Below are 19427 nucleotides of genomic sequence, written 5' to 3'. Positions count from 1 at the left end.
CCGAGGCTTACAACGCCTCCACCCGCCCCGGGTCCGGCCGCTCCAGCCACTGCGCGAATTCGTCCGCCAGCTGCCGGCTCGCCGCCGCCGCCGCCTGCCACACCTTCATCCGTGCGGCCAGGTCGGTGCCGTAGCGCGTGAAGTCGGTGCGGTCCGGCAGCTTGCCGTTGGGCAGCCCCTGCACCCACCGCGGATCGGGCGCCAGCACGAGGGTGTTGTCCAGGAACGCCGTCGCGCCGTGCCGCCAGCGCCAGGTCTTGTCCAGCCAGCCGGGCACCACCGCCTTCTGGAAATGCGGATAGAGCACCAGCCCCTGCGGGTGGGCCGCGGCGTAGTTCAGGTGCAGGTGGTAGTCGGTGATGCCGCCGTCCCAGTACGCACCCGGGGGCGCGCCGGGAATGTCGTGGACGGCCTGCAGCAGGAAGGGGATGGAGCAGCTCGCCTGCAGTGCCAGGTCGAAGTTGGCCTCGGTCAGGTGCACCTGCCGCGTGCGGTAGTCCTGGTCGTCGAAGGGCAGGCTCAGCGCGCCGGGGGCCGGCCCGGAGGAGAACACCACCCGTTCCAGCCAGGCGCACAGGGCGCGCCGGTGCAGGCCGTTGGACAGCCAGGCGCCCAGGTAACCCAGCGGCGTCCCCCAGCGGTGCTCGCGCGACAGCACGTGGCGGCCGCGCGCCGTGACGATGTGCACGCGGTAGCGCGGGTGGTCCAGCACCTGCCGCACCCGCCCGCCATAGAAGTCGACCAGGTTGGCGGCGAACCGTTCGCTGACGTGGCGTGCGGTCGGCGTCTTGCGGCCCGGCTCCAGCACGTAGTCCTGCGCGATGTAGTCGCGCTCCAGGCGTTCGAAGGCGGCCACGGGATCATGAAGGCAGGCGGTGGCCATGCGCCAGGCGCCGATCGAGGCCCCGACCAGGTGCACCGGCTGCCGCGACTGCGGCAGCCACTCGCCGAAGAGGAAGCGGTCCAGCGGACCGAGGATGAGCCCCTTGGGTCCGCCCGCTGCGCCCGGCACCACGCTGACGTCCTGCGGCCCCAGGCCGTGCTGCCCGACGTGGCGGCGCGCCCGCGGGCCGGCGTACAGGCGGAGGGCGCGCGCCATGGGCTTACTTGCGCAGTTGCTGCAGCTTGGCGAAGGCGCCCGCCATCGCGGTGTTCAGTTGCGGATTGGCGGGGGCCCGCTGGCTGCGCCCTGCCCCTTCGTAGCGGTTGTCGCGCGGGCCGTCGCGGCGCGGCGCGGACTTGGCATCCAGCTTCATGGTCAGGCTGATGCGCTTGCGGGCGGTGTCCACCTCCAGCACCTTGACCTTGACGATGTCGCCGGTCTTGACCACCTCGCGCGCATCGTTGACGAAGCGGCTGGACAGCTGGCTCACGTGCACCAGGCCGTCCTGGTGCACGCCCAGGTCGACGAAGGCCCCGAACTGGGCCACGTTGCTGACCGTGCCCTCCAGCACCATGCCTTCCTTCAGGTCGGCGATGTCCTCCACGCCCTCGTTGAAGCGCGCCACCTTGAAGTCGGGCCGCGGGTCGCGGCCGGGCTTTTCCAGCTCGCCGAGGATGTCCCTGACCGTGATGACGCCGAACTGCTCGTTGGCGAACAGCTCGGGCTTGAGCGTGCGCAGCATCTCGGCCCGGCCCATCAGTTCGGCGACCGGCTTGCCGGTCGCGGCGATCATCTTCTCGACCACCGGGTAGGTCTCGGGGTGCACGCCCGTCATGTCCAGCGGGTTGTCGCCGCCGCGGATGCGCAGGAAGCCGGCGCTCTGCTCGAAAGTCTTGGGCCCCAGCCCGCTCACGTCCAGCAGCTGCTGGCGGCTGCGGAAGGCGCCGTGCGCCTCGCGCCAGCGCACCACCGCCCTGGCCACGCTGGCGCTCAGGCCGGACACGCGGGTGAGCAGCGGCACGCTGGCGGTATTCAGGTCCACGCCGACCGAGTTGACGCAGTCCTCCACCACCGCATCCAGCGTGCGGGCCAGCTCGGTCTGGTTGACGTCGTGCTGGTACTGGCCGACGCCGATGGACTTGGGATCGATCTTGACCAGCTCGGCCAGCGGGTCCTGCAGCCGGCGCGCGATGCTGGCGGCGCCGCGCAGGCTCACGTCGACATCGGGCATCTCCTGGGAGGCGAACTCGCTGGCGGAGTAGACCGAGGCACCGGCCTCGCTGACCACGACGCGCTGCAGGCCCTCGATGCGCTTGCCCAGGTCGGCCGCCAGCTTGTCGGTCTCGCGGCTGGCGGTGCCGTTGCCGATGGCGACCAGGTTGACGCCGTGCTTCTCGCACAACCGCTGCAGCGCGTGCAGGGAGCCGTCCCAATCGCGGCACGGCTCGTGCGGATAGACGGTGGCGGTGTCCACCAGCTTGCCGGTGGCATCCACCACCGCCACCTTCACGCCGGTGCGGATGCCGGGATCCAGCCCCATGACCACGCGCGGGCCCGCGGGGGCGGCCAGCAGCAGGTCGCGCAGGTTGTCGGCGAACACCTTGATGGCGACCTTCTCGGCTTCCTCGCGCAGCCGCGCGAACAGGTCGCGCTCGATCGCCAGCGAGAGTTTGACGCGCCAGGCCCAGGCCACGCACTTGCGCAGCAGGTCGTCGGCGGGGCGGCCCTGGTGGCTCCAGCCGATCTGGACCGCGATCCGGCCCTCGGCGATCGACGGCTTGCCCGGCTCGGGCTCCACCGGCAGCGCCAGCTTGGCGTCCAGCACCTCGAGCTGCCGGCCGCGGAAGACCGCCAGTGCACGGTGCGAGGGCACGCGGCCGATCGGCTCCTCGTACTCGAAATAGTCGCGGAAGCGGGCGACGTCCGGGTGGTTCTCGTCCTTGCCCGCCGCCAGCCGGGAGCGGAACAGGCCCTCCTGCCACAGCCACTCGCGCAGCGACTGCACCAGCGCCGGCTCCTCGGCCCAGCGCTCGGACAGGATGTCGCGCACGCCGTCCAGCACGGCGGCCACGGTGGTGAAGTCCTCGCCGCCCTCGCCCTTCTCCGCCTTCACGAAGGCCTGGGCCTCGGCGGCCGGGTCCAGCCGCGGATCGGCGAACAGGCGGTCGGCCAGCGGCTCGATGCCGGCCTCGCGCGCGACCTGGCCCTTGGTGCGGCGCCGCGGCTTGAACGGCAGGTACAGGTCTTCCAGTTCCTGCTTGGTCGGCGCGGCTTCGAATGCGGCGCGCAGCTCGGGGGTGAGCTTGCCCTGTTCCTCCACGCTGCGGATCACGGCCTCGCGCCGCTCCTCCAGCTCGCGCAGGTAGCCGAGCCGCTCCTGCAGCGCGCGCAGCTGGATGTCGTCGAGGCCGCCCGTGGCCTCCTTGCGATAGCGGGCGATGAAGGGGACGGTGGCGCCGCCGTCGAGCAGGTCGACGGCCGCCTGCACCTGCTGCTCGCCGACGCGGATCTCGGTGGCGATCTGCCGGATGATTTTCTTCATGGGTACTGCTGGGGCTTCCGGGCGGAGCGCGAGTTTGCCACAGGGTCCGCACAGCGATTCGGGGTTGTGGCTGACAGCCGCGGGGGCCGGGCTCTTCCGAGAATGCAGTCGATCCCCTTCGGCCTTTTGCCCATCCTTTGCACGGGAGAACACGATGCGCGCCCGAATGCTGCTCCTGACGCTCGCCATCCTCGTGGTGGCCGGCTTTGCCGCCCAGAACTGGTCCCAGATCACCCAGCCCACGCAGCTGACCTTCGGCGTGGTGCAGGCCACCGCGCCGCTCGGCCTGATCCTGCTGACGCTGCTGGGCCTGACCCTGCTGGTGTTCCTGGCCAGCGCCGCCTCCATGCGGACGAACAGCCTGATGGAGTCGCGCCAGCATGCCAAGCAGCTGCAGGCGCAACGGGACCTGGCGGACAAGGCCGAGGCCTCGCGCTTCACGGACCTGCGCGGCCTGCTGGACAACCACTTGCGCGAGACGCGCCAGCGCGAGCAGACGGCCAACGTCGAGCTCGACAAGACGCTCTCGCAGCACCATCGCGAATTGCGCAACCAGCTGGAGCAGATGTACCACCTGCTGACCTCGCGCCTGGGTGAGCTCGAGCGGCGGCTGGACAGCGGCGGGCCGCGGGTCGAACGCGTGGAGCGCGTCGAGCCGGCGATGCCCGGACGGGCCGATTACGCCCCGCAGGGTCGGGTGGTCGAGCCCGAACCCGTGCACGCGCCGCACGGGCGATAGCCCTGCCCTGGGCGGGCCAGGCCCCCGCACGACACGCCGCTAGTCGAACAACCCCGGCCCGTCCGGCCCGAGCGGGGCGCCCTCGATTTCCAGCATCCGCAGCTTGGTGCGCGTGCCGCCCTCGGCCGAGAAGCCACCGCTGCCGCCATGCGCGGCGAGGATGCGGTGGCAGGGCACGATGGGGGCGAAGGGATTGGCCCCCAGCGCCTGACCCACTGCGCGGGCCGCCCGCGGCTCGCCCAGTTCGCGCGCCAGCTCCCCATAGGTGCGCACCTGCCCCGGCGGTATCGCGCGGGCCAGCTCGTAGACGCGCTGCTGGAAGGGCGGCACGCCGTCGTAGTCCAGCGGGACGTCCAGCATCGCGTCGCGCTCGCCCCGCAACAGGGCCTGGACGCGCGCCATCACCGCCGCGACACGGGCCGGCGGCTGCGCGACGCCGGCCGGGCCGCACCAGCGCCGCATGCGGGCCAGCGTCCGCGCGTCGGTCGTCTCCGGCAACTGCACGGCGTCGATGGTGCCGTCGGCCAGCCAGGCGATGCCGCAGCGGCCGATCGCCGTGTCGAACAGGCAGCAACCGGCGGCGGCGGCCATGCCCTGCCCTCAATCCTCCCGCAGCGCCCTGCGCAACTGCACGCCCACGTCGGGGCGCTCCAGGAACGGATCGGGTGGGTTGCGGATGTCCACGATGGCCTCCATGCGGCTGCGCACGTTGCCCAGCGCCTTGGGATGGCTGAAGACGTAGAACCGGTCCGTGGCGATCGCGTCGAACACCTTCTGCGCCACTTCGGCCGCCGTGACCTTGCCCGAGCTGACCGCCTTGTCGCTCATCGCCTGCCCGATCAGCTGGCTGCGGGTCGGCTGGCCCGGCGCCAGTTCGCCGGGGCGGTTGCGCTCGCTCTGGTGGATCCCGGTCGGCACGAAGTACGGGCACAGCACGCTGGCGCCGACCTGGTCGGTGACCAGGCGCAGGTCCTGGTACAGGGTCTCGGTGAGCGCCACCACGGCGTGCTTGCTGACGTTGTAGATGCCCATGTTGGGCGGCGTCAGCAGGCCGGCCATGCTGGCGGTGTTGACGATGTGGCCACGCCAGGCGGGGTCGGCCCTGGCGGCCGCCAACATCATGGGCGTGAACAGGCGCACCCCGTGCACCACGCCCCACAGGTTGACGCCCAGCACCCACTCCCAGTCGGCAACGCTGTTCTCCCACAGCAGCCCGCCGGCCCCGACGCCTGCGTTGTTGAAGACGAAGTGTGGCGCGCCGAAGCGCTCCTGCACCGCCTGCGCAAATGCCTCCATCTCGGCGGCCCTGGAGACGTCCACGCGGCGGGCCAGCACCGGCGCGCCCGCCTGTTCCATCTCGGCTCGCGCGCGGTCCAGCGCGTCCTGCTGCACGTCGGCCAGCACCAGGTTCATGCCCAGCCGCGCCGCGATGCGCGAGCACTCCAGCCCGAAGCCGGAACCGGCACCGGTCAGCACGGCGGTCTTGCCCTTGAAGTCGTCGATCATGCCGTTTCTGCCTTTCTCAGGACGTACCCGACGCGCGGGAAATGGACGTGGACGGTGCCGGCGCGCGGGTCCTCGCGGCGCAGGCTGTAGTGGGTGCGGGTGGCGGCGATCAATTCGCCTTCGGTGGCCTCGGGGCCGAAGGACTCGGCCGAGACGGTCACCCGGCTGCCCAGCGGGATGCCGTGGTCGTCCTGGAAGGCGCTGTCGACCAGCAGGTTGCGGCCGGCCGGCTCCGGATCGGCGCGGCGCGCCACCTCGACGGCATCGGCGGCATCCAGGGGCTCGAAGCGGCCGTGGCCGACCGAGGACACTCGCTCCATCCACTCGAGCAGCGAGGGGGTGGGCTGCAGGATGTCGGCCACCGCCGGCGTGCGCGTGCGCGTGAACCAGAGCGGGTGGTAGGCCGCGAAATCGGCCACGCAGGCCTCGGACCCGAACAGGAAATCGTGCTCGTCGGCCATGTGGGCCAGCCGCCGCAGGTAGGAGCGGTAGGCCGAAGTGGCGTCTCCAAGGCGCAAATGCGTCATGTTGGTGCGCATGGCCTTCCGGTCGGCCGCGAACGCCTGCCCCGCCTCGCCGCTGGAGAACACCTGCGCCATCGACCGGGGCTGGATGCTGTAGGTCATGGAGGCCCAGAACAGTGTGCTGTCGGCCCACTGCGCGAACACGCGCGCCACGCCCTTGAGGTGCGCGGGGTACAGCGCCGGCTCGGGCTGCACGTGTTCCAGCACGTCGGCAATCAGGGCCGTGTCGCAGTACACGTCGGCGCCGACCTGCAGCAGGGGCGTCTTGCGGTAGCCGCCCGTGAGGGCCACCACGTCCGGCTTGGGCATCACGGCGGGGATGTGCACCGACTTCCAGGCCAGCTTCTTGTGCCCCAGGACCAGGCGGACCTTCTCGGCGAAGGGCGATTCCGGGTAGTGGTGCAGGATCAGCTCGGTCATCCGGTGTCCTTGTCTTCAGCCATCGGACCTCCTGGCGGCGAACACCAGGTGCCAGGTATCCGTGAAATCGCGCACCTCGGCCGCATCCAGCGCGCCCTTGTCCTGCAACAGGCGGTGCAAGGCCGGCAGGTGGTAGTGCGGCACTGCGGGGTAGAGGTGGTGCTCCACGTGGTAGTTCACGTGGTGCGGGAACAGCACCAGCCGGGCCAGCCGATTGGGCCAGGAGCCCACCGTGCGGCTGGTGCGCGCCGCGGTCAGGGGCGAGCTCAGGTCGCCGGCGGCGCCGTGCTCGCAGATGGCGCGCAGGCGCAGGATGGGCTGCAGCACCGTGACCAGCGGCACGACCCACAGCACGAGATACATCGCCAGGCCGCGCCAGCCCGCCCCCACCAGGGCCAGGGCCAGGGCCGGGGCCGCCACGTGGAAGCCCGCCACCCACAGGCGGTCGCGCCGGGCCGCGGCGCGCAGCTCCGGCGAGGTGTCGTCCAGCGGCCGGATCTCGCGTTTCGTGTCGTCGTTGATCGCCGGCGCACCGAAGAAATAGGCAAAGGTCTTCCAGGCGTTCAGCCCCGCCAGGTCGCGCGCCAGCTTCCTGAGCAGGTACGCCTTGCCGCGCGGGTAGCCGCCGTGGATGGCGGTGTCCGGGTCTTCCTCCGTGTACAGGTTGTTGTGGTGCAGCCGGTGCGTGACGCGGTAGGTGCACATGGACACGCCGCCCACCATGCCGATCAGCCGGCCGAAGAAGTCGTTGGCGGCCCGGCCGGGAAACAGCCGGTAGTGCGCGGCTTCGTGCGCCAGGATGAACAGGCCGTGCTGGGCGATGCCGATCACCACGATGGACAGCAGCATCCACGCGCCCGGCCAGGTCGCGATGGCCAGCGCCAGGGCGAAGGCGACCAGCCCGAAGGTGTGCGCGATCGACAGCGCCGAGCGCCAGGACGACAGCCGCGTCAGCGGCGCCAGCTCTTGCGGCGTGAGCAGGCGGCGAGCCTGCGCGTTGCGCGAGCCGGGTCGCAGGTCCTCCCGCTCCTCGCCCTTGCGCGGCTGCACGGCGCCCGCCTCCTTCACACGAGCTTGACCAGCTGCTTGCCGAAGTTGCGCCCGCGCAGCAACCCCAGGAAGGCCTCGGGCGCCGACTCCAGCCCCTGCGCGACGGTCTCGCGCGGACGCAGCCTGCCGCTGCCCACCAGCTCGCCCAGTTCCTTCAGCGCGTCCGGCCAGACTTCCATGTGCTCGCTCACGATGAAGCCTTCGACCCGCATGCGGTTGGTGAGCATCAGCTGGGGGTAGGACATCGGGATCGGCCGGCCGTCGTAGCCCGAGATCATGCCGCACAGCGCGATGCGCGAGAAGGCGTTCATGCGCAGCATCACTGCGTCCATGACCATGCCGCCGACGTTCTCGAAATAGCCATCGATGCCGTCCGGGCAGGCCTGCCTGAGCGCGCGGGACAGCGATGCGGCGTCGGCGTGCTGCTTGTAGTCGATGCAGGCATCGAAGCCCAGATCCTCGGTGACGTAGCGGCACTTGTCCGGCCCGCCGGCGATGCCCACGGCGCGGCAGCCGCGTGCCTTGGCCAGCACGCCGACCGCGCTGCCCACGGCGCCGCTGGCGGCGCTGACGGCAATGGTCTGCCCGGCCCTGGGCTCGATGATCTTCACCAGCCCGTACCAGCCCGTCACGCCGGGCATGCCCACCGCGCCGAGGTGATGCGACAGCGGCACGCGGGTCGTATCGAGCTTGCGCAGGGCGCCGGGCTGGCCGGCATCCACCACGCTGTACTCCTGCCAGCCCCCCATGCCCTGGACCTGGTCGCCGGGCTGGTACTTCGGATGGCGGCTCTCCACCACCTCGCCCACGGTGCCCCCGATCATCACCTCGCCCAGCGGCTGCGGCTGCGCGTAGCTCCTGCCTTCGTTCATGCGGCCGCGCATGTAGGGATCGAGGCTGAGGTAGTGATGGCGCACCAGCACCTGCCCGTCCTGCAGCGGTGGCGTCTGGCTGCTCACCAGCTTGAAGTTGTCGACCGTGGCTTCGCCCTTCGGGCGGTTGTCCAGCAGGACCTGGCGGTTGGCGGGCATGGGCGTGTCCTCGGTTTCAGTCTGTGGATATCACGTTGAAGGCCTGCGTGCCCTTGCGGCCGACCGGCAGGCGTGGAACGTACTTGAAGGTGCCGGTGGCGTGCGCACAGGCCTGGCCGGCTTCGTCGCTGAGGGTGGCTTCGCAGAAAGCCATCGTGGCGGTGCGGTGCATCAGCCTGCCCCGGGCGCGCAGCGGCCCGCGCGAGGGCTGCATGAAGGTGGTCTTCATCTCGATGGTGACCACGCCCATGTCCTTCTCGATGCTGCGCGCGGCCACGGCCATGGCCACGTCCATCAGCGTCATCACGGCGCCGCCGTGGGTGACGCCGAAGGAGTTGAGGTGCTCGGGCCTGGCCGCATACGCGATCTGCGACTCGCCACCTTCCATCCGCTCCAGCTCGAAGCCCATGTGGTGGACGAAGGGGATGACGGCGCCGAAATCGGGCATCGGTCAACCGCCTGTGACGACGCTGACGCCGCCGTCGACGGCGAGCCACTGGCCGGTGATGTGCTTGCCGGCATCGGAGGCGAACAGCACGCAGGTGCCCTTGAGGTCCTCGTCGTCGCCCAGCCGGCGCAGCGGGGCATGCGCCGCGAGCTGGTCCTCGCCCAGCCGTTCCAGCGTGCCGCGCGTCATCTTGCTGGGGAAGAAGCCGGGGCAGATCGCGTTGACGTTGATGCCGTACCGGCCCCACTCGCAGGCCAGCGCGCGCGTGAAGTTGATGACCGCGCCCTTGGAGGTGTTGTAGGCCAGGGTCTGCATCTCCGGCGGGTTGCCGCCCAGGCCGGCGATCGAGGCGATGTTGATGATGCGGCCGCCCTTGCCCGGAATCATGCTCTTCTTGGCGACGTGCTGGCTGAGGATGAAATAGCCGCGCACGTTCAGGTTCATCAGCTTGTCCCAGGCTTCCACCGGGTGGTCTTCGGCCGGCGCGCCCCAGGCGGCGCCGGCGTTGTTGACCAGGACGTGGATGTCGCCCATGCGCTGCAGCGTCTCCTCGGCCATGCGGCGGATGTCCTCCTCGCGCGAGGCGTCGGCGGCGATCCAGCGGGCATCGATGCCCGCCGCCTGCAGCTCGGCCGCCGCCTCCTCCAGGTCGGAAGCCTTGCGCGAAGTCAGCATGATCTTCGCGCCGGCCTCGCCGAGCGCATGCGCCAGTTGCAGGCCGAGGCCGCGCGAGCCGCCGGTGACGAGGGCGGTCTTTCCGGTGAGGTCGAAGAGTTGCTGGACTTTACGGGTCATGGTTCGCGCTTCCGTTGGGATTTCTTGGGTGCAGGATCAGAACGCCTCTTCCGGCATGTGGGCGCAGGTGGGGTCGCGCGTCTCGACCACCCGCAGCCACGCGCCGATCTTCGGCAGTTCGTAGTGGAAGAAGTATCGCGCGGCGTGCACGCGCCCGGTTTCGGCGGCGCTGCGGGCGCCCGCCTCGGCCGGCACGCTGAGCAAGACGTCCAGCCAGGTCCAGGCGATCACGAGGTGGCCGAAGGCCTGCATGTAGGGCACGGCGTTGGCCAGCGCCATGGCGGGGTCGCCGGCGGCCCAGGCGGCCCGTGTCGCGTCGCCGATGTGCTCCAGGGCGCGGGCCAGCTCGTTGCCATGCGCCGCCAGGTCGGCCCGGTGCAGCGCGGCTTCGATGGTGCTGGTCATGCGCCCGGCCAGCAGCTGCAGCCCGCGCCCGCCCTCCATCACCACCTTGCGGCCCAGCAGGTCGGCGGCCTGGATGCCGTGCGTGCCCTCGTGGATCATGTTCAGGCGCTGGTCGCGCCAGTACTGCTCGACCGGGAAGTCGCGCGTGTAGCCGTAGCCGCCATGGACCTGGATGGCCAGCGAATTGCCTTCCAGGCAGAACTCGCTCGGCCAGCTCTTGGCGATGGGGGTCAGCACTTCGAGCAGCAACCGGGCCTCGTCGGCCGCGTCCTGCGGCCCGGTGTGCTGCTCGTCGACCAGGCGCGCGCAGTACAGCATCAGCGCGAGCGCACCCTCGGCGTACGACTTCTGCGCCAGCAGCATGCGCTTGATGTCGGCGTGCTCGATGATGCGCACCTGCGGCTGCGCGGGGTCCTTGCCCGCCGGCCCGACCGGGCGGCCTTGCGGTCGGTTCTTCGCGTAGTCGAGCGAGGCGTAGTAGCCGGCCAGGCCCAGCGCGGTGGCCGCCATCCCGATGCCGATGCGCGCTTCGTTCATCATGTGGAACATGCAGCGCAGGCCCTCGCCAGGCTTGCCGACGAGGTAGCCGATGGCACCGGCGCCGCCCCGCACCGGGTACTTGCCCTCGCCGAAATTCAGCAACGTGTTGGTGGTACCGCGCCAGCCCAGCTTGTGATTGAGGCCGGCCAGGGCGACGTCGTTGCGCTCGCCGGTGAGCCGGCCCTGCGTGTCCACCAGCTTCTTGGGCACGATGAACAGCGACATGCCGCGCGTGCCGGGCACCAGCTTGCCGTCCGGGCCGGGGATCTTGGCCAGCACCAGGTGGACGATGTTCTCTGTGAGCTCGTGTTCGCCGGCCGAGATCCACATCTTGTTGCCGCTCAGGCGGTAGCGCGGCCCGAGCGGGTCGGCCTCGAAACCGGCGCCGTCGGGCACGGCCCGCGTGGCCACGTCGGACAGGGACGAGCCGGCCTGCGGCTCGGACAGGCACATGGTTCCCGAGAAGCGGCCGCCGAATTCGTTGGCCGCGAACACCTGCTTCTGCAGGTCCGTGCCGTGCGCCATCAGCAGGTTGGCATTGCCCACCGTCAGCAGGCCCGCGCCGATGCTGACCGAGGCGGTGGCGAAGAAGGCACCGGCCGCGGCCTCGACCGTGTAGGGCAACTGCATGCCGCCGATGGCGTAGTCCTGCGCGGCACTGAGCATGCCGGAGCCCGCATAGGCATCCCAGGCGTCCTGGGTCGCCTGCGGCAGGATCACCTTCTCACCGTCGAAGCGCGGCTCCTCGGTGTCGACCAGCCGGTTGAACGGCGCGTATTTCTCGCGCGCGATCCGCTCGCAGGTGTCCAGCACGGCGTCGAAGGTCTCGCGCGAGTGGTCGGCGAAGCGCCCGCGCCCGGCGAGCTGGTCGACCTCCAGCCAGTCGTAGAGGAGGAAGTCGAGGGTGGGACGAAGGGAGGACATCGCGGATCAAGCCCTGTTGCATGTCACCGTGCTGGGTGTCATCCCGGCGCAAGCCGGGTTCCATCCCCAGGTGCCAGCCTGCAGCGGTGCGTCGTTTCGTGTCCTGGAGGTGGATTGCAGGTCAAGCCCGCAATGACATGCCCCTGGGGTCCCGTCGAGCCCCGCCATGACTGGCTCTTTCAAAGCACCTCGAACACCCCCGCGGCCCCCATGCCGCCGCCGATGCACATGGTCACGCAGACGCGCCTGGCGCCGCGCCGCTTGCCCTCGATCAGCGCGTGGCCGGTCAGGCGCTGCCCCGACACGCCGTAGGGGTGGCCCACCGCAATGGCGCCGCCGTTCACGTTCAGCCGGTCGGCCGGGATGCCCAGCTTGTCGCGGCAATACAGCACCTGCACCGCAAAGGCTTCGTTCAGCTCCCACAGGTCGATGTCGCCGACCTTCAGTCCGAGCTTGTGCAGGACCTTGGGTACGGCGAACACCGGGCCGATGCCCATTTCGTCGGGCTCGCAGCCGGCCACGGCAAAGCCGAGGAAGCGGCCGATCGGCTTGAGGTTGTGCTTGGATGCATAGCCCTCGCTGACCACCACGCAGGCGCCGGCACCGTCGGAGAACTGGCTGGCGTTGCCGGCCGCGATCACGCCGCCGGGCAGCGCCGGCTTGATGCCGCTGATGCCTTCCTTGGTCGTGCCCTCGCGCAGGCCCTCGTCCTTGCTGACGGTGACCTCCTTGGTGCGCAGCCCCATCACCGGGTCGGCCACGCCGGCCTTGACGGTGATGGGCGCGATCTCGTCCTCGAACTTGCCGGCGGCCTGGGCGGCGCAGGCCTTCTGCTGGCTGGCGGCGCCGTACTCGTCCATCGCGTCGCGGCCGATGCCGTAGCGCTTGGCCACCTGCTCGGCCGTCTGCAGCATGGACCAGTAGATCTCGGGCTTCTTCTGCTCCAGGTCCGGGTCCTTGATCATGTGCAGGTTCATCTCCTGCTGCACGCACGAGATGCTTTCCACCCCGCCGGCCACGTACACCTCGCCCTCGCCGGCGATCACGCGCTGGCTGGCCATGGCGATGGTCTGCAGGCCGGAGGAGCAGAACCGGTTGATGGTCATGCCGGAGACGGTGATCGGCAGGTCGGCCATCAGCGCGATCTGGCGCGCGATGTTGGAGCCGGTGGCGCCTTCGGGATTGGCACAGCCCATGAGCACGTCTTCGACCGCGCCGGGCTCGATGCCGGCACGCTGGACCGCGTGCCTGACGACGTGTCCGCCGAGCGTGGCGCCGTGCGTCATGTTGAAGGCGCCCTTCCAGCTCTTGGTCAGGGGCGTGCGGGCGGTGGAGACGATGACGGCTTGGGTCATGGGGATTGCCTTTCTTGCGGGATTTCGGTTGTCAGGGCGCGGCGAGTTGAGGTTGCGAGGACGCGCTTGAGCATCGGACGGTCAGCCGGTCAGTCCCTTGCCTTCGGCCACCAGCTTCCTGATCAGCGGCGCCGGCTCCCAGAAGGCGGCATCGTCGCGCGGATTGCGCTGGAAGCGCTTCATGGCCTGCATGACGTTGAACAGGCCGACCTGGTCGGCATACAGCATGGGGCCGCCACGGTGGATCGGGAAGCCGTAGCCGGTCAGGTACACCATGTCGATGTCGCTGGCACGCGAGGCGATTCCCTCCTCCAGGATGTGCGCGGCCTCGTTGACCAGCGAGAACACCAGGCGCTGCACGATTTCCTCGTCGGAGATCTTGCGCGGCTCGATGCCGAGTTCCTTGCGGTGCGCAGCGACCATGTCCTCGACCAGCTTCGAAGGAATCGCGTCGCGCTTGCCGGGCTGGTAGTCGTACCAGCCGGCGCCGGTCTTCTGGCCGAAGCGGCCCAGTTCGCACAGCTTGTCGGCGGTGCGGCTGTACTTCATGTCGGGCCGCTCGGCGGCGCGGCGCTTGCGGATCGCCCAGCCGATGTCGTTGCCGGCCAGGTCGCCCATGCGGAACGGACCCATGGCGAAGCCGAACTTCTCGATGGCCTTGTCCACCTGCTGCGGGGTGGCGCCCTCGTCCAGCAGGAAGCCGGCCTGGCGGCTGTACTGCTCGATCATGCGGTTGCCGATGAAGCCGTCGCAGACGCCGGACACCACGGCGGTCTTCCGGATCTTCTTGGCGATCGCCATCACGGTGGCCAGCACGTCCTTGCCCGTCTTGTCGCCGCGCACCACCTCCAGCAGCTTCATCACGTTGGCCGGGCTGAAGAAGTGCATGCCGACCACGTCCTGCGGGCGCTTGGTGAAGGCGGCGATCTTGTTGACGTCCAGCGTGGAGGTGTTGGAGGCCAGGATCGCGCCGGGCTTCATGGTCTTGTCGAGCGTCTCGAACACCTTCTGCTTGACGCCCAGCTCCTCGAATACCGCCTCGATCACCAGGTCGGCGCCCTTGATGTCCTCGTAGGACAGCGTGGTCTTGAGCAGGGCCATGCGCTGCTCGTACTTGTCCTGCTTGAGCTTGCCCTTCTTGACCTGGGCCTCGTAGTTCTTGCGGATGGTGGCGACGCCGCGGTCCAGCGCTTCCTGCTTCATCTCGAGAAGGGTCACCGGGATGCCGGCGTTCAGGAAGTTCATGGAGATACCGCCGCCCATGGTGCCGGCACCGATGACGGCCACCGACTGGATCTCGCGCTTGGGCGTGCCTTCCGGCACGTCGGGAATCTTGGAGGCGGCGCGCTCGGCCATGAAGATGTGGCGCAGCGCGCGGCTCTCGGGCGTGAGCATGAGGTTGAGGAAGATCTCGCGCTCGAACAGCATGCCGTCGTCGAACTTCTTCTTCGTGGCGGCTTCGACCGCATCGACGCACTTGCCCGGCGCCGGGAAGTTCCTGGCCATGCCCTTGACCATGTTGCGCGCGAACTGGAAGTAGGCGTCGCCGCGCGGGTGCTTGCACGGCAGGTCACGCACGCGCGGCAGCGGGCGCTTGCCGGCCACTTCGCGCGCGAAGGCCAGCGCCTCCTCCAGCAGCGACTCGGGCGAAGCCGCCATGCGGTCGAACAGCTTCTGGCCGGGCTGCTGGGCCAGCAGCTCGCTCTTGACCGGCTCGCCCGACACGATCATGTTCAGGGCGGTTTCGACGCCCAGCACGCGCGGCAGGCGCTGCGTGCCGCCGGCACCGGGGATCAGGCCCAGCTTGACCTCGGGCAGCGCCACGTTGCAGCCGGGGGCGGCGATGCGGTAATGGCAGCCGAGCGAGAGCTCCAGGCCGCCCCCCATGCACACCGAGTGCAGGGCCGCCACCGTGGGCTTGGCCGAGTTCTCCAGCGCCAGGATCAGCGACAGCAGGTTGGGCTCGGCGATCGCCTTGGGCGAGCCGAACTCCTTGATGTCGGCGCCGCCCGAAAAGGCCTTGTCGGCGCCCGTGACCACGATGGCCTTGACGGCCGGATCGGCATTGGCCTGCTCCAGCCCGGCGGCAAACGCCTGCCGCAGGGCCAGCCCCAGCCCGTTGACCGGCGGGTTGTTCATCGTGATCACGGCCACGTCGCCGTGCACCTTGTATTCAGCCGTCATGTGCGGTGCTCCTGGAAAGAAAAAGAACGCTCGTTCGCTTCGGGCGATTCTAGGAAAGGCTTGCTGCGCTGCAACGCCGCGTTGTCACGGCTGGGACTCCGACCACGACCGAAGGTCGAACTGTCCGCGCGGAACAGCATGCAGCGCGGACACCCTTTGATGAAGGCTCCGGCTTTGCCGGTCCTTCATCAACTGATCAGAACCACGAAGGAATCGCGCAGCGATTTCTTCGTGATCACACTTCCAGCCACTCCTTGCGAGTGTAGGCGTCGGCCCGCAGGCTGTCTGGCGTGCCCTGAAAGACGATGCTGCCATGCCCCATCACCAGTGCCCGGTCGGACACGGTCATCGCGATGGTCAGCTTCTGCTCGATCAGCAGCACGGACAGGCCGCGCTCCTTGAGCTTTTTGAGGTACTCGCCGACCAGTTCGACGATCTTGGGCGCCAGCCCTTCGGTGGGCTCGTCGATGATGATCAGGTCCGGGTCGCCCATCAGGGTGCGGCACAGCGTCAGCATCTGCTGCTCGCCGCCCGACAGCACGCCGGCCTCGGTGTGCTGGCGCTCCTTCAGGCGCGGGAACATCCCGTACATGTCGTCGAACGACCAGCGGCCCTTCTGGCCGGCGCGCTTCTGTCCCAGCATCAGGTTCTGGTGCACCGTCAGCGTGGGGAAGATCTCGCGGTTTTCCGGCACGTAGCCGATGCCGAGGTGGGCGATCTCGTAGGGCTTGCGGCCCAGGGTGGGCTGGCCCTTCCAGTCCACCGAGCCGGTGCACTCGACCATACCCATGATGGCTTTGGCCGTGGTCGAGCGGCCCGAGCCGTTGCGACCCAGCAGCGCCACGATCTCGCCGGGCTGCACGTCGAAGTGCACGCCGTGCAGCACATGGCTCTTGCCGTAGAAGGCATGCAGGTTCTCGATCTTCAGCATCAATGAGCCCCCGCGCCCACCTGCGCGTCCGCGACCTGCGAGCCGAGGTAGGCTTCCTGCACCCGCTGATTGGCTCGCACCTTCTCCGGGGTGTCGAAGGCGATCACCTCGCCGTACACCACGACGGCGATCTTGTCGGCCAGGCCGAACACCACGCCCATGTCGTGTTCCACGGTCAGCAGCGTCTTGCCGACAGTCACTTCCTTGATCAGCTCGATGAAGCGCCGTGTTTCGCTCTTGCTCATGCCGGCGGTGGGCTCGTCCAGCAGGATGACGCCGGCGCCGCCGCCGATCGTCACCCCGATCTCCAGGGCGCGCTGCTCGGCGTAAGTCAGGTTCATGGCCAGCACGTCGCGCTTGCGCTCCAGGTGGATCATTTCCAGCAACTGCTCGGCACGCTCGTTGGCGTCATCCAGGCCCGCGAGGAACTTGAAGAAGGTGTAGCGGTAGCCCAGGCTCCACAGCACGCCGCAGCGCAGGTTCTCGAAGACGCTGAGCTTGGGGAAGATGTTGGTGATCTGGAAGCTGCGCGACAGGCCCAGCCGGTTGATCTCGTAGGGCCGCTTGCCATCGATGCGCTGGCCGTTGAGCAGCACCTGGCCGCTGCTGGGCTCGAAGCGGCCGCTGATCAGGTTGAACAGCGTGGACTTGCCGGCGCCGTTCGGGCCGATCACCGCCACCCGCTCGCCCGGGCGCACCGCCAGGTTGGCGCCGCGGATGATTTCCGTCTTGCCGAAGCTCTTGCGCAGCTCGCGCAGTTCCAGGGCGTACTCCGCCGTCATGGTTGGCTCTCCCGACGCCTGGTTTCCTTCTCGATGTATTCCTGGATCTCGCCCCACTGGCGCACGAACTGGCGGCGGGTCAGCTCGAACAGGCCCAGGCCGCTGAGCATCACGAAGGCGCAGCCGAACCAACTGTCCACCCCGTGGGCGTTGAGGGTGGTGCCCAGGAACTGCAGCTCCGGCCCGAGCGCCGGGTTGAGCTTGAGGTGGTAGACCATCTCGATCATGCCGGCCGCGCCCAGCAGCGTGATCAGCGCCGTGGCGGCCAGCGCGAGGTAGCTGACCCACAGGTCGCGCAGGCGGCCGAAGGCGGCCACGCGCACGTTCATCATGATCAGGCTGGCGATGCCCCCCGGCGCGTACATCACCATGAACAGGAACACCAGGCCCAGGTACAGGAGCCAGGCCTTGGTCAGCTCCGACAGCAGCACGAAGGCCAGCACCATCAGCACGGCGCCGATGATCGGCCCGAAGAAGAAGGTCGCGCCGCCCAGGAAGGTGAACAGCAGGTAGGCGCCGGAACGCGGGCCGCTCACCACCTCCGAGGTGACGATCTCGAAGTTGAGCGCCGCCAGCCCGCCCGAGATGCCGGCGAAGAACGCCGAGATGCAGAACACCAGGAAGCGCACCATCTGGGTGTTGTAGCCGACGAACTCGACGCGCTCGGGGTTGTCGCGCACCGCGTTGATCATGCGGCCGAGCGGCGTGCGCGTGAACGCGTACATGGCCGCGGTGCAGACGAAGGTGTAGATCGCGATCAGGTAGTACAGCTGGATCTGCGGCCCGAAAGTGACGCCGAATGGCTTGGAACCCGTGACCCGGTTGCCCGAGATGCCACCCTCGCCGCCGAAGAACTCGGGGAACATCAGCGAGGAGGCCCACACCAGTTCGCCGATGCCCAGCGTGATCATGGCGAACGGCGTCGCGGCCTTCTTGGTCGTCACCCATCCCAGCAGCAGCGCGAACGCCAGTCCGGCCAGGCCGCCGGCCACCGGCACCAGGCTGACGGGCAGCGGCAGCGTGCCGGCCGAGACCAGGTTGAGGGTGTGGATCGCCAGGAACGATCCGAGCCCGGAATGGACCGCATGGCCGAAGCTGAGCATGCCGCCCTGCCCCAGCAGCATGTTGTACGAGAGGCACACGATGATCGCGATGCCCATCTGGCTGAGCATGGTGTGCGCCAGCGAGCTGGTGAACACCAGCGGCGCCACCAGCAGCAGCAGCGCGAACAGGGACCAGATGATCCAGCGCCCGACGTTGTAGGGCTTGAATTCGTAGTAGCCGGTCTTCCCGCCCGCGGCGGGAAGACGTGCCGGCTGGGTGTCCGCCACCGGCATCGGGACGCCCACGGGCGTGTTCTCCCGTGCTGCCGCTTCCTGCGTATCGGTCAGGGCGCTCATCGCGTCAGCCCTCCCGCGTGCCGAGCAGGCCCTTGGGCCGGAAGATCAGCATCAGCACGAGGAACAGGTAAGGCAGGATGGGAGCCACCTGGCTGATCTTGAGCTTCCACAGCGCGTACCCGAACGTGTCGGATGAAACCTGCAGCCCGACGGTGTCGAGTGCGCCCTGGATGGACGCATCCACGCCCACGGCGAAGGTCTGCACGACGCCGATCAGCAGCGAGGCCAGGAAGGCGCCCGACAGCGAGCCCATGCCGCCGACCACCACGACCACGAAGATGATCGAACCCACCGTCGCCGCCATGCCCGGCTCGGTGACGAAGGCGTTGCCCCCGATCACGCCCGCCAGTCCGGCCAATGCGGCGCCGCCGCCGAAAACCAGCATGAACACCCGTGGCACGTTGTGGCCCAGCGACTCCACGGTCTGCGGGTGCGTGAGCGCCGCCTGGATCACCAGGCCGATGCGGGTGCGCGTGAGCAGCAGCCAGATGGCCACCAGCATCAGCACCGCCACCAGCATCATGAAGCCGCGATACATCGGGAACTGCGTGCCGTAGAGCGTGAACAGCGGCCCGTCCAGCACTTCCGGCACCCGGTAGTCGACCGAACCCGTGCCCCACACCAGCTGCACCATCTCGAGCAGGATGAAGGACAGGCCGAAGGTGATCAGCAACTCGGCGACGTGGCCGAACTTGTGCACCCGGCGCAGGCAGTACTTCTCGAACAGCGCGCCCAGCACGGCCACCAGCAGCGGCGCCACCACCAGCGCCGGCCAGTAGCCCAGCAGCTGCGCAGTGGTGAACGCGAAATACGCTCCCAGCATGTAGAAGCTGGCGTGGGCGAAGTTCAGCACCCCCATCATGCTGAAGATCAGCGTGAGGCCGGAACTGAGCATGAACAGCAGCAGCCCGTAGCTGATGCCGTTCAGGAGGGAGATGGTGAAGAATTCCAAGGGGCTGGGGGCTGGG

17 protein-coding genes and 1 pseudogene are annotated in these 19427 nt (G+C 69.2%); 1 reads left to right on the top strand and 17 read right to left on the bottom strand.

Going from position 1 to position 19427, the window contains the following annotated elements; translation table 11 throughout:
* Nucleotides 1-7 precede the first annotated feature (7 nt).
* Entirely contained in the window at nt 8-1099 is a 1092-nt protein-coding gene (locus V6M57_RS03560) for a patatin-like phospholipase family protein (protein ID WP_332813605.1), read from the bottom strand.
* A gap of 4 nt (nt 1100-1103) precedes the next feature.
* The gene (locus V6M57_RS03555) at nt 1104-3425 is read right to left on the bottom strand and encodes a Tex family protein (protein WP_332813604.1); all 2322 of its coding nucleotides are present in this window, start codon (nt 3423-3425) and stop codon (nt 1104-1106) included.
* Nucleotides 3426-3579: 154 nt separating this feature from the next.
* Between V6M57_RS03555 and V6M57_RS03550 the strand changes: the two genes are divergently transcribed.
* Nucleotides 3580-4164 (top strand): hypothetical protein, encoded by a 585-nt coding sequence (locus tag V6M57_RS03550; protein ID WP_332813603.1) that lies wholly within the window; start codon nt 3580-3582, stop codon nt 4162-4164.
* 39 nt (nt 4165-4203) lie between these two features.
* Here V6M57_RS03550 and V6M57_RS03545 read toward each other — a convergent pair whose 3' ends face one another.
* The 15 genes and pseudogenes from V6M57_RS03545 to V6M57_RS03480 all read right to left on the bottom strand — a co-directional run bounded on the left by V6M57_RS03545 (nt 4204) and on the right by V6M57_RS03480 (nt 19411).
* The gene (locus tag V6M57_RS03545) at nt 4204-4755 is read right to left on the bottom strand and encodes a methylated-DNA--[protein]-cysteine S-methyltransferase (RefSeq protein ID WP_332813602.1); all 552 of its coding nucleotides are present in this window, start codon (nt 4753-4755) and stop codon (nt 4204-4206) included.
* 9 nt (nt 4756-4764) lie between these two features.
* Nucleotides 4765-5670 (bottom strand): SDR family oxidoreductase, encoded by a 906-nt coding sequence (locus V6M57_RS03540; RefSeq protein WP_332813601.1) that lies wholly within the window; start codon nt 5668-5670, stop codon nt 4765-4767.
* Nucleotides 5667-6614 carry a glutathione S-transferase family protein gene (locus tag V6M57_RS03535; RefSeq protein WP_332813600.1) on the bottom strand — a complete coding sequence of 316 codons (948 nt, stop codon included), beginning with the start codon at nt 6612-6614 and terminating at the stop codon, nt 5667-5669. The genes V6M57_RS03540 and V6M57_RS03535 overlap by 4 nt, the downstream gene beginning before the upstream one ends.
* A 15-nt stretch (nt 6615-6629) precedes the next feature.
* A complete protein-coding gene (locus V6M57_RS03530; RefSeq protein ID WP_332813599.1) occupies nt 6630-7664 on the bottom strand; it encodes a fatty acid desaturase family protein in 1035 nt (344 codons plus the stop codon).
* Nucleotides 7665-7678: 14 nt separating this feature from the next.
* Nucleotides 7679-8695, bottom strand: coding sequence for an NADP-dependent oxidoreductase (locus tag V6M57_RS03525; RefSeq protein WP_332813598.1), 1017 nt, complete (start codon nt 8693-8695; stop codon nt 7679-7681).
* A 16-nt stretch (nt 8696-8711) separates the two neighbouring features.
* Nucleotides 8712-9143, bottom strand: coding sequence for a PaaI family thioesterase (locus V6M57_RS03520; RefSeq protein WP_332813597.1), 432 nt, complete (start codon nt 9141-9143; stop codon nt 8712-8714).
* Nucleotides 9144-9146: 3 nt separating this feature from the next.
* Nucleotides 9147-9938, bottom strand: a complete 792-nt coding sequence (locus tag V6M57_RS03515; RefSeq protein WP_332813596.1) for an SDR family oxidoreductase — start codon at nt 9936-9938, stop codon at nt 9147-9149.
* Between the two features lie 36 nt (nt 9939-9974).
* Entirely contained in the window at nt 9975-11807 is a 1833-nt protein-coding gene (locus tag V6M57_RS03510; RefSeq protein WP_332813595.1) for an acyl-CoA dehydrogenase, read from the bottom strand.
* A 179-nt stretch (nt 11808-11986) separates the two neighbouring features.
* Entirely contained in the window at nt 11987-13162 is a 1176-nt protein-coding gene (locus V6M57_RS03505) for an acetyl-CoA C-acyltransferase (protein ID WP_332813594.1), read from the bottom strand.
* An 81-nt stretch (nt 13163-13243) separates the two neighbouring features.
* Entirely contained in the window at nt 13244-15346 is a 2103-nt protein-coding gene (locus V6M57_RS03500) for a 3-hydroxyacyl-CoA dehydrogenase NAD-binding domain-containing protein (protein ID WP_332813593.1), read from the bottom strand.
* A 235-nt stretch (nt 15347-15581) separates the two neighbouring features.
* Nucleotides 15582-16277: an ABC transporter ATP-binding protein gene (locus V6M57_RS03495; protein WP_332813592.1), complete on the bottom strand. Its 696-nt coding sequence runs from the start codon at nt 16275-16277 to the stop codon at nt 15582-15584.
* Entirely contained in the window at nt 16277-16438 is a 162-nt protein-coding gene (locus V6M57_RS18510) for a hypothetical protein (protein WP_442968775.1), read from the bottom strand. The genes V6M57_RS03495 and V6M57_RS18510 overlap by 1 nt, the downstream gene beginning before the upstream one ends.
* 147 nt (nt 16439-16585) lie before the next feature.
* Nucleotides 16586-16984, bottom strand: a pseudogene (locus V6M57_RS18505) (ATP-binding cassette domain-containing protein); the annotation flags it as partial.
* 71 nt (nt 16985-17055) lie between these two features.
* Complete coding sequence (locus V6M57_RS03485; protein ID WP_332813658.1) at nt 17056-18396, bottom strand: branched-chain amino acid ABC transporter permease; 1341 nt, start codon at nt 18394-18396, stop codon at nt 17056-17058.
* A gap of 67 nt (nt 18397-18463) precedes the next feature.
* Entirely contained in the window at nt 18464-19411 is a 948-nt protein-coding gene (locus V6M57_RS03480) for a branched-chain amino acid ABC transporter permease (protein WP_332813590.1), read from the bottom strand.
* Nucleotides 19412-19427: the final 16 nt, after the last annotated feature.

It is taken from the genome of Ramlibacter sp., assembly GCF_036676645.1.
Lineage (GTDB): Bacteria > Pseudomonadota > Gammaproteobacteria > Burkholderiales > Burkholderiaceae_C > Ramlibacter.
The sequence above is the reverse complement of the archived record's forward strand: the minus strand, read 5'-3'. Positions and strand labels throughout refer to the sequence as shown.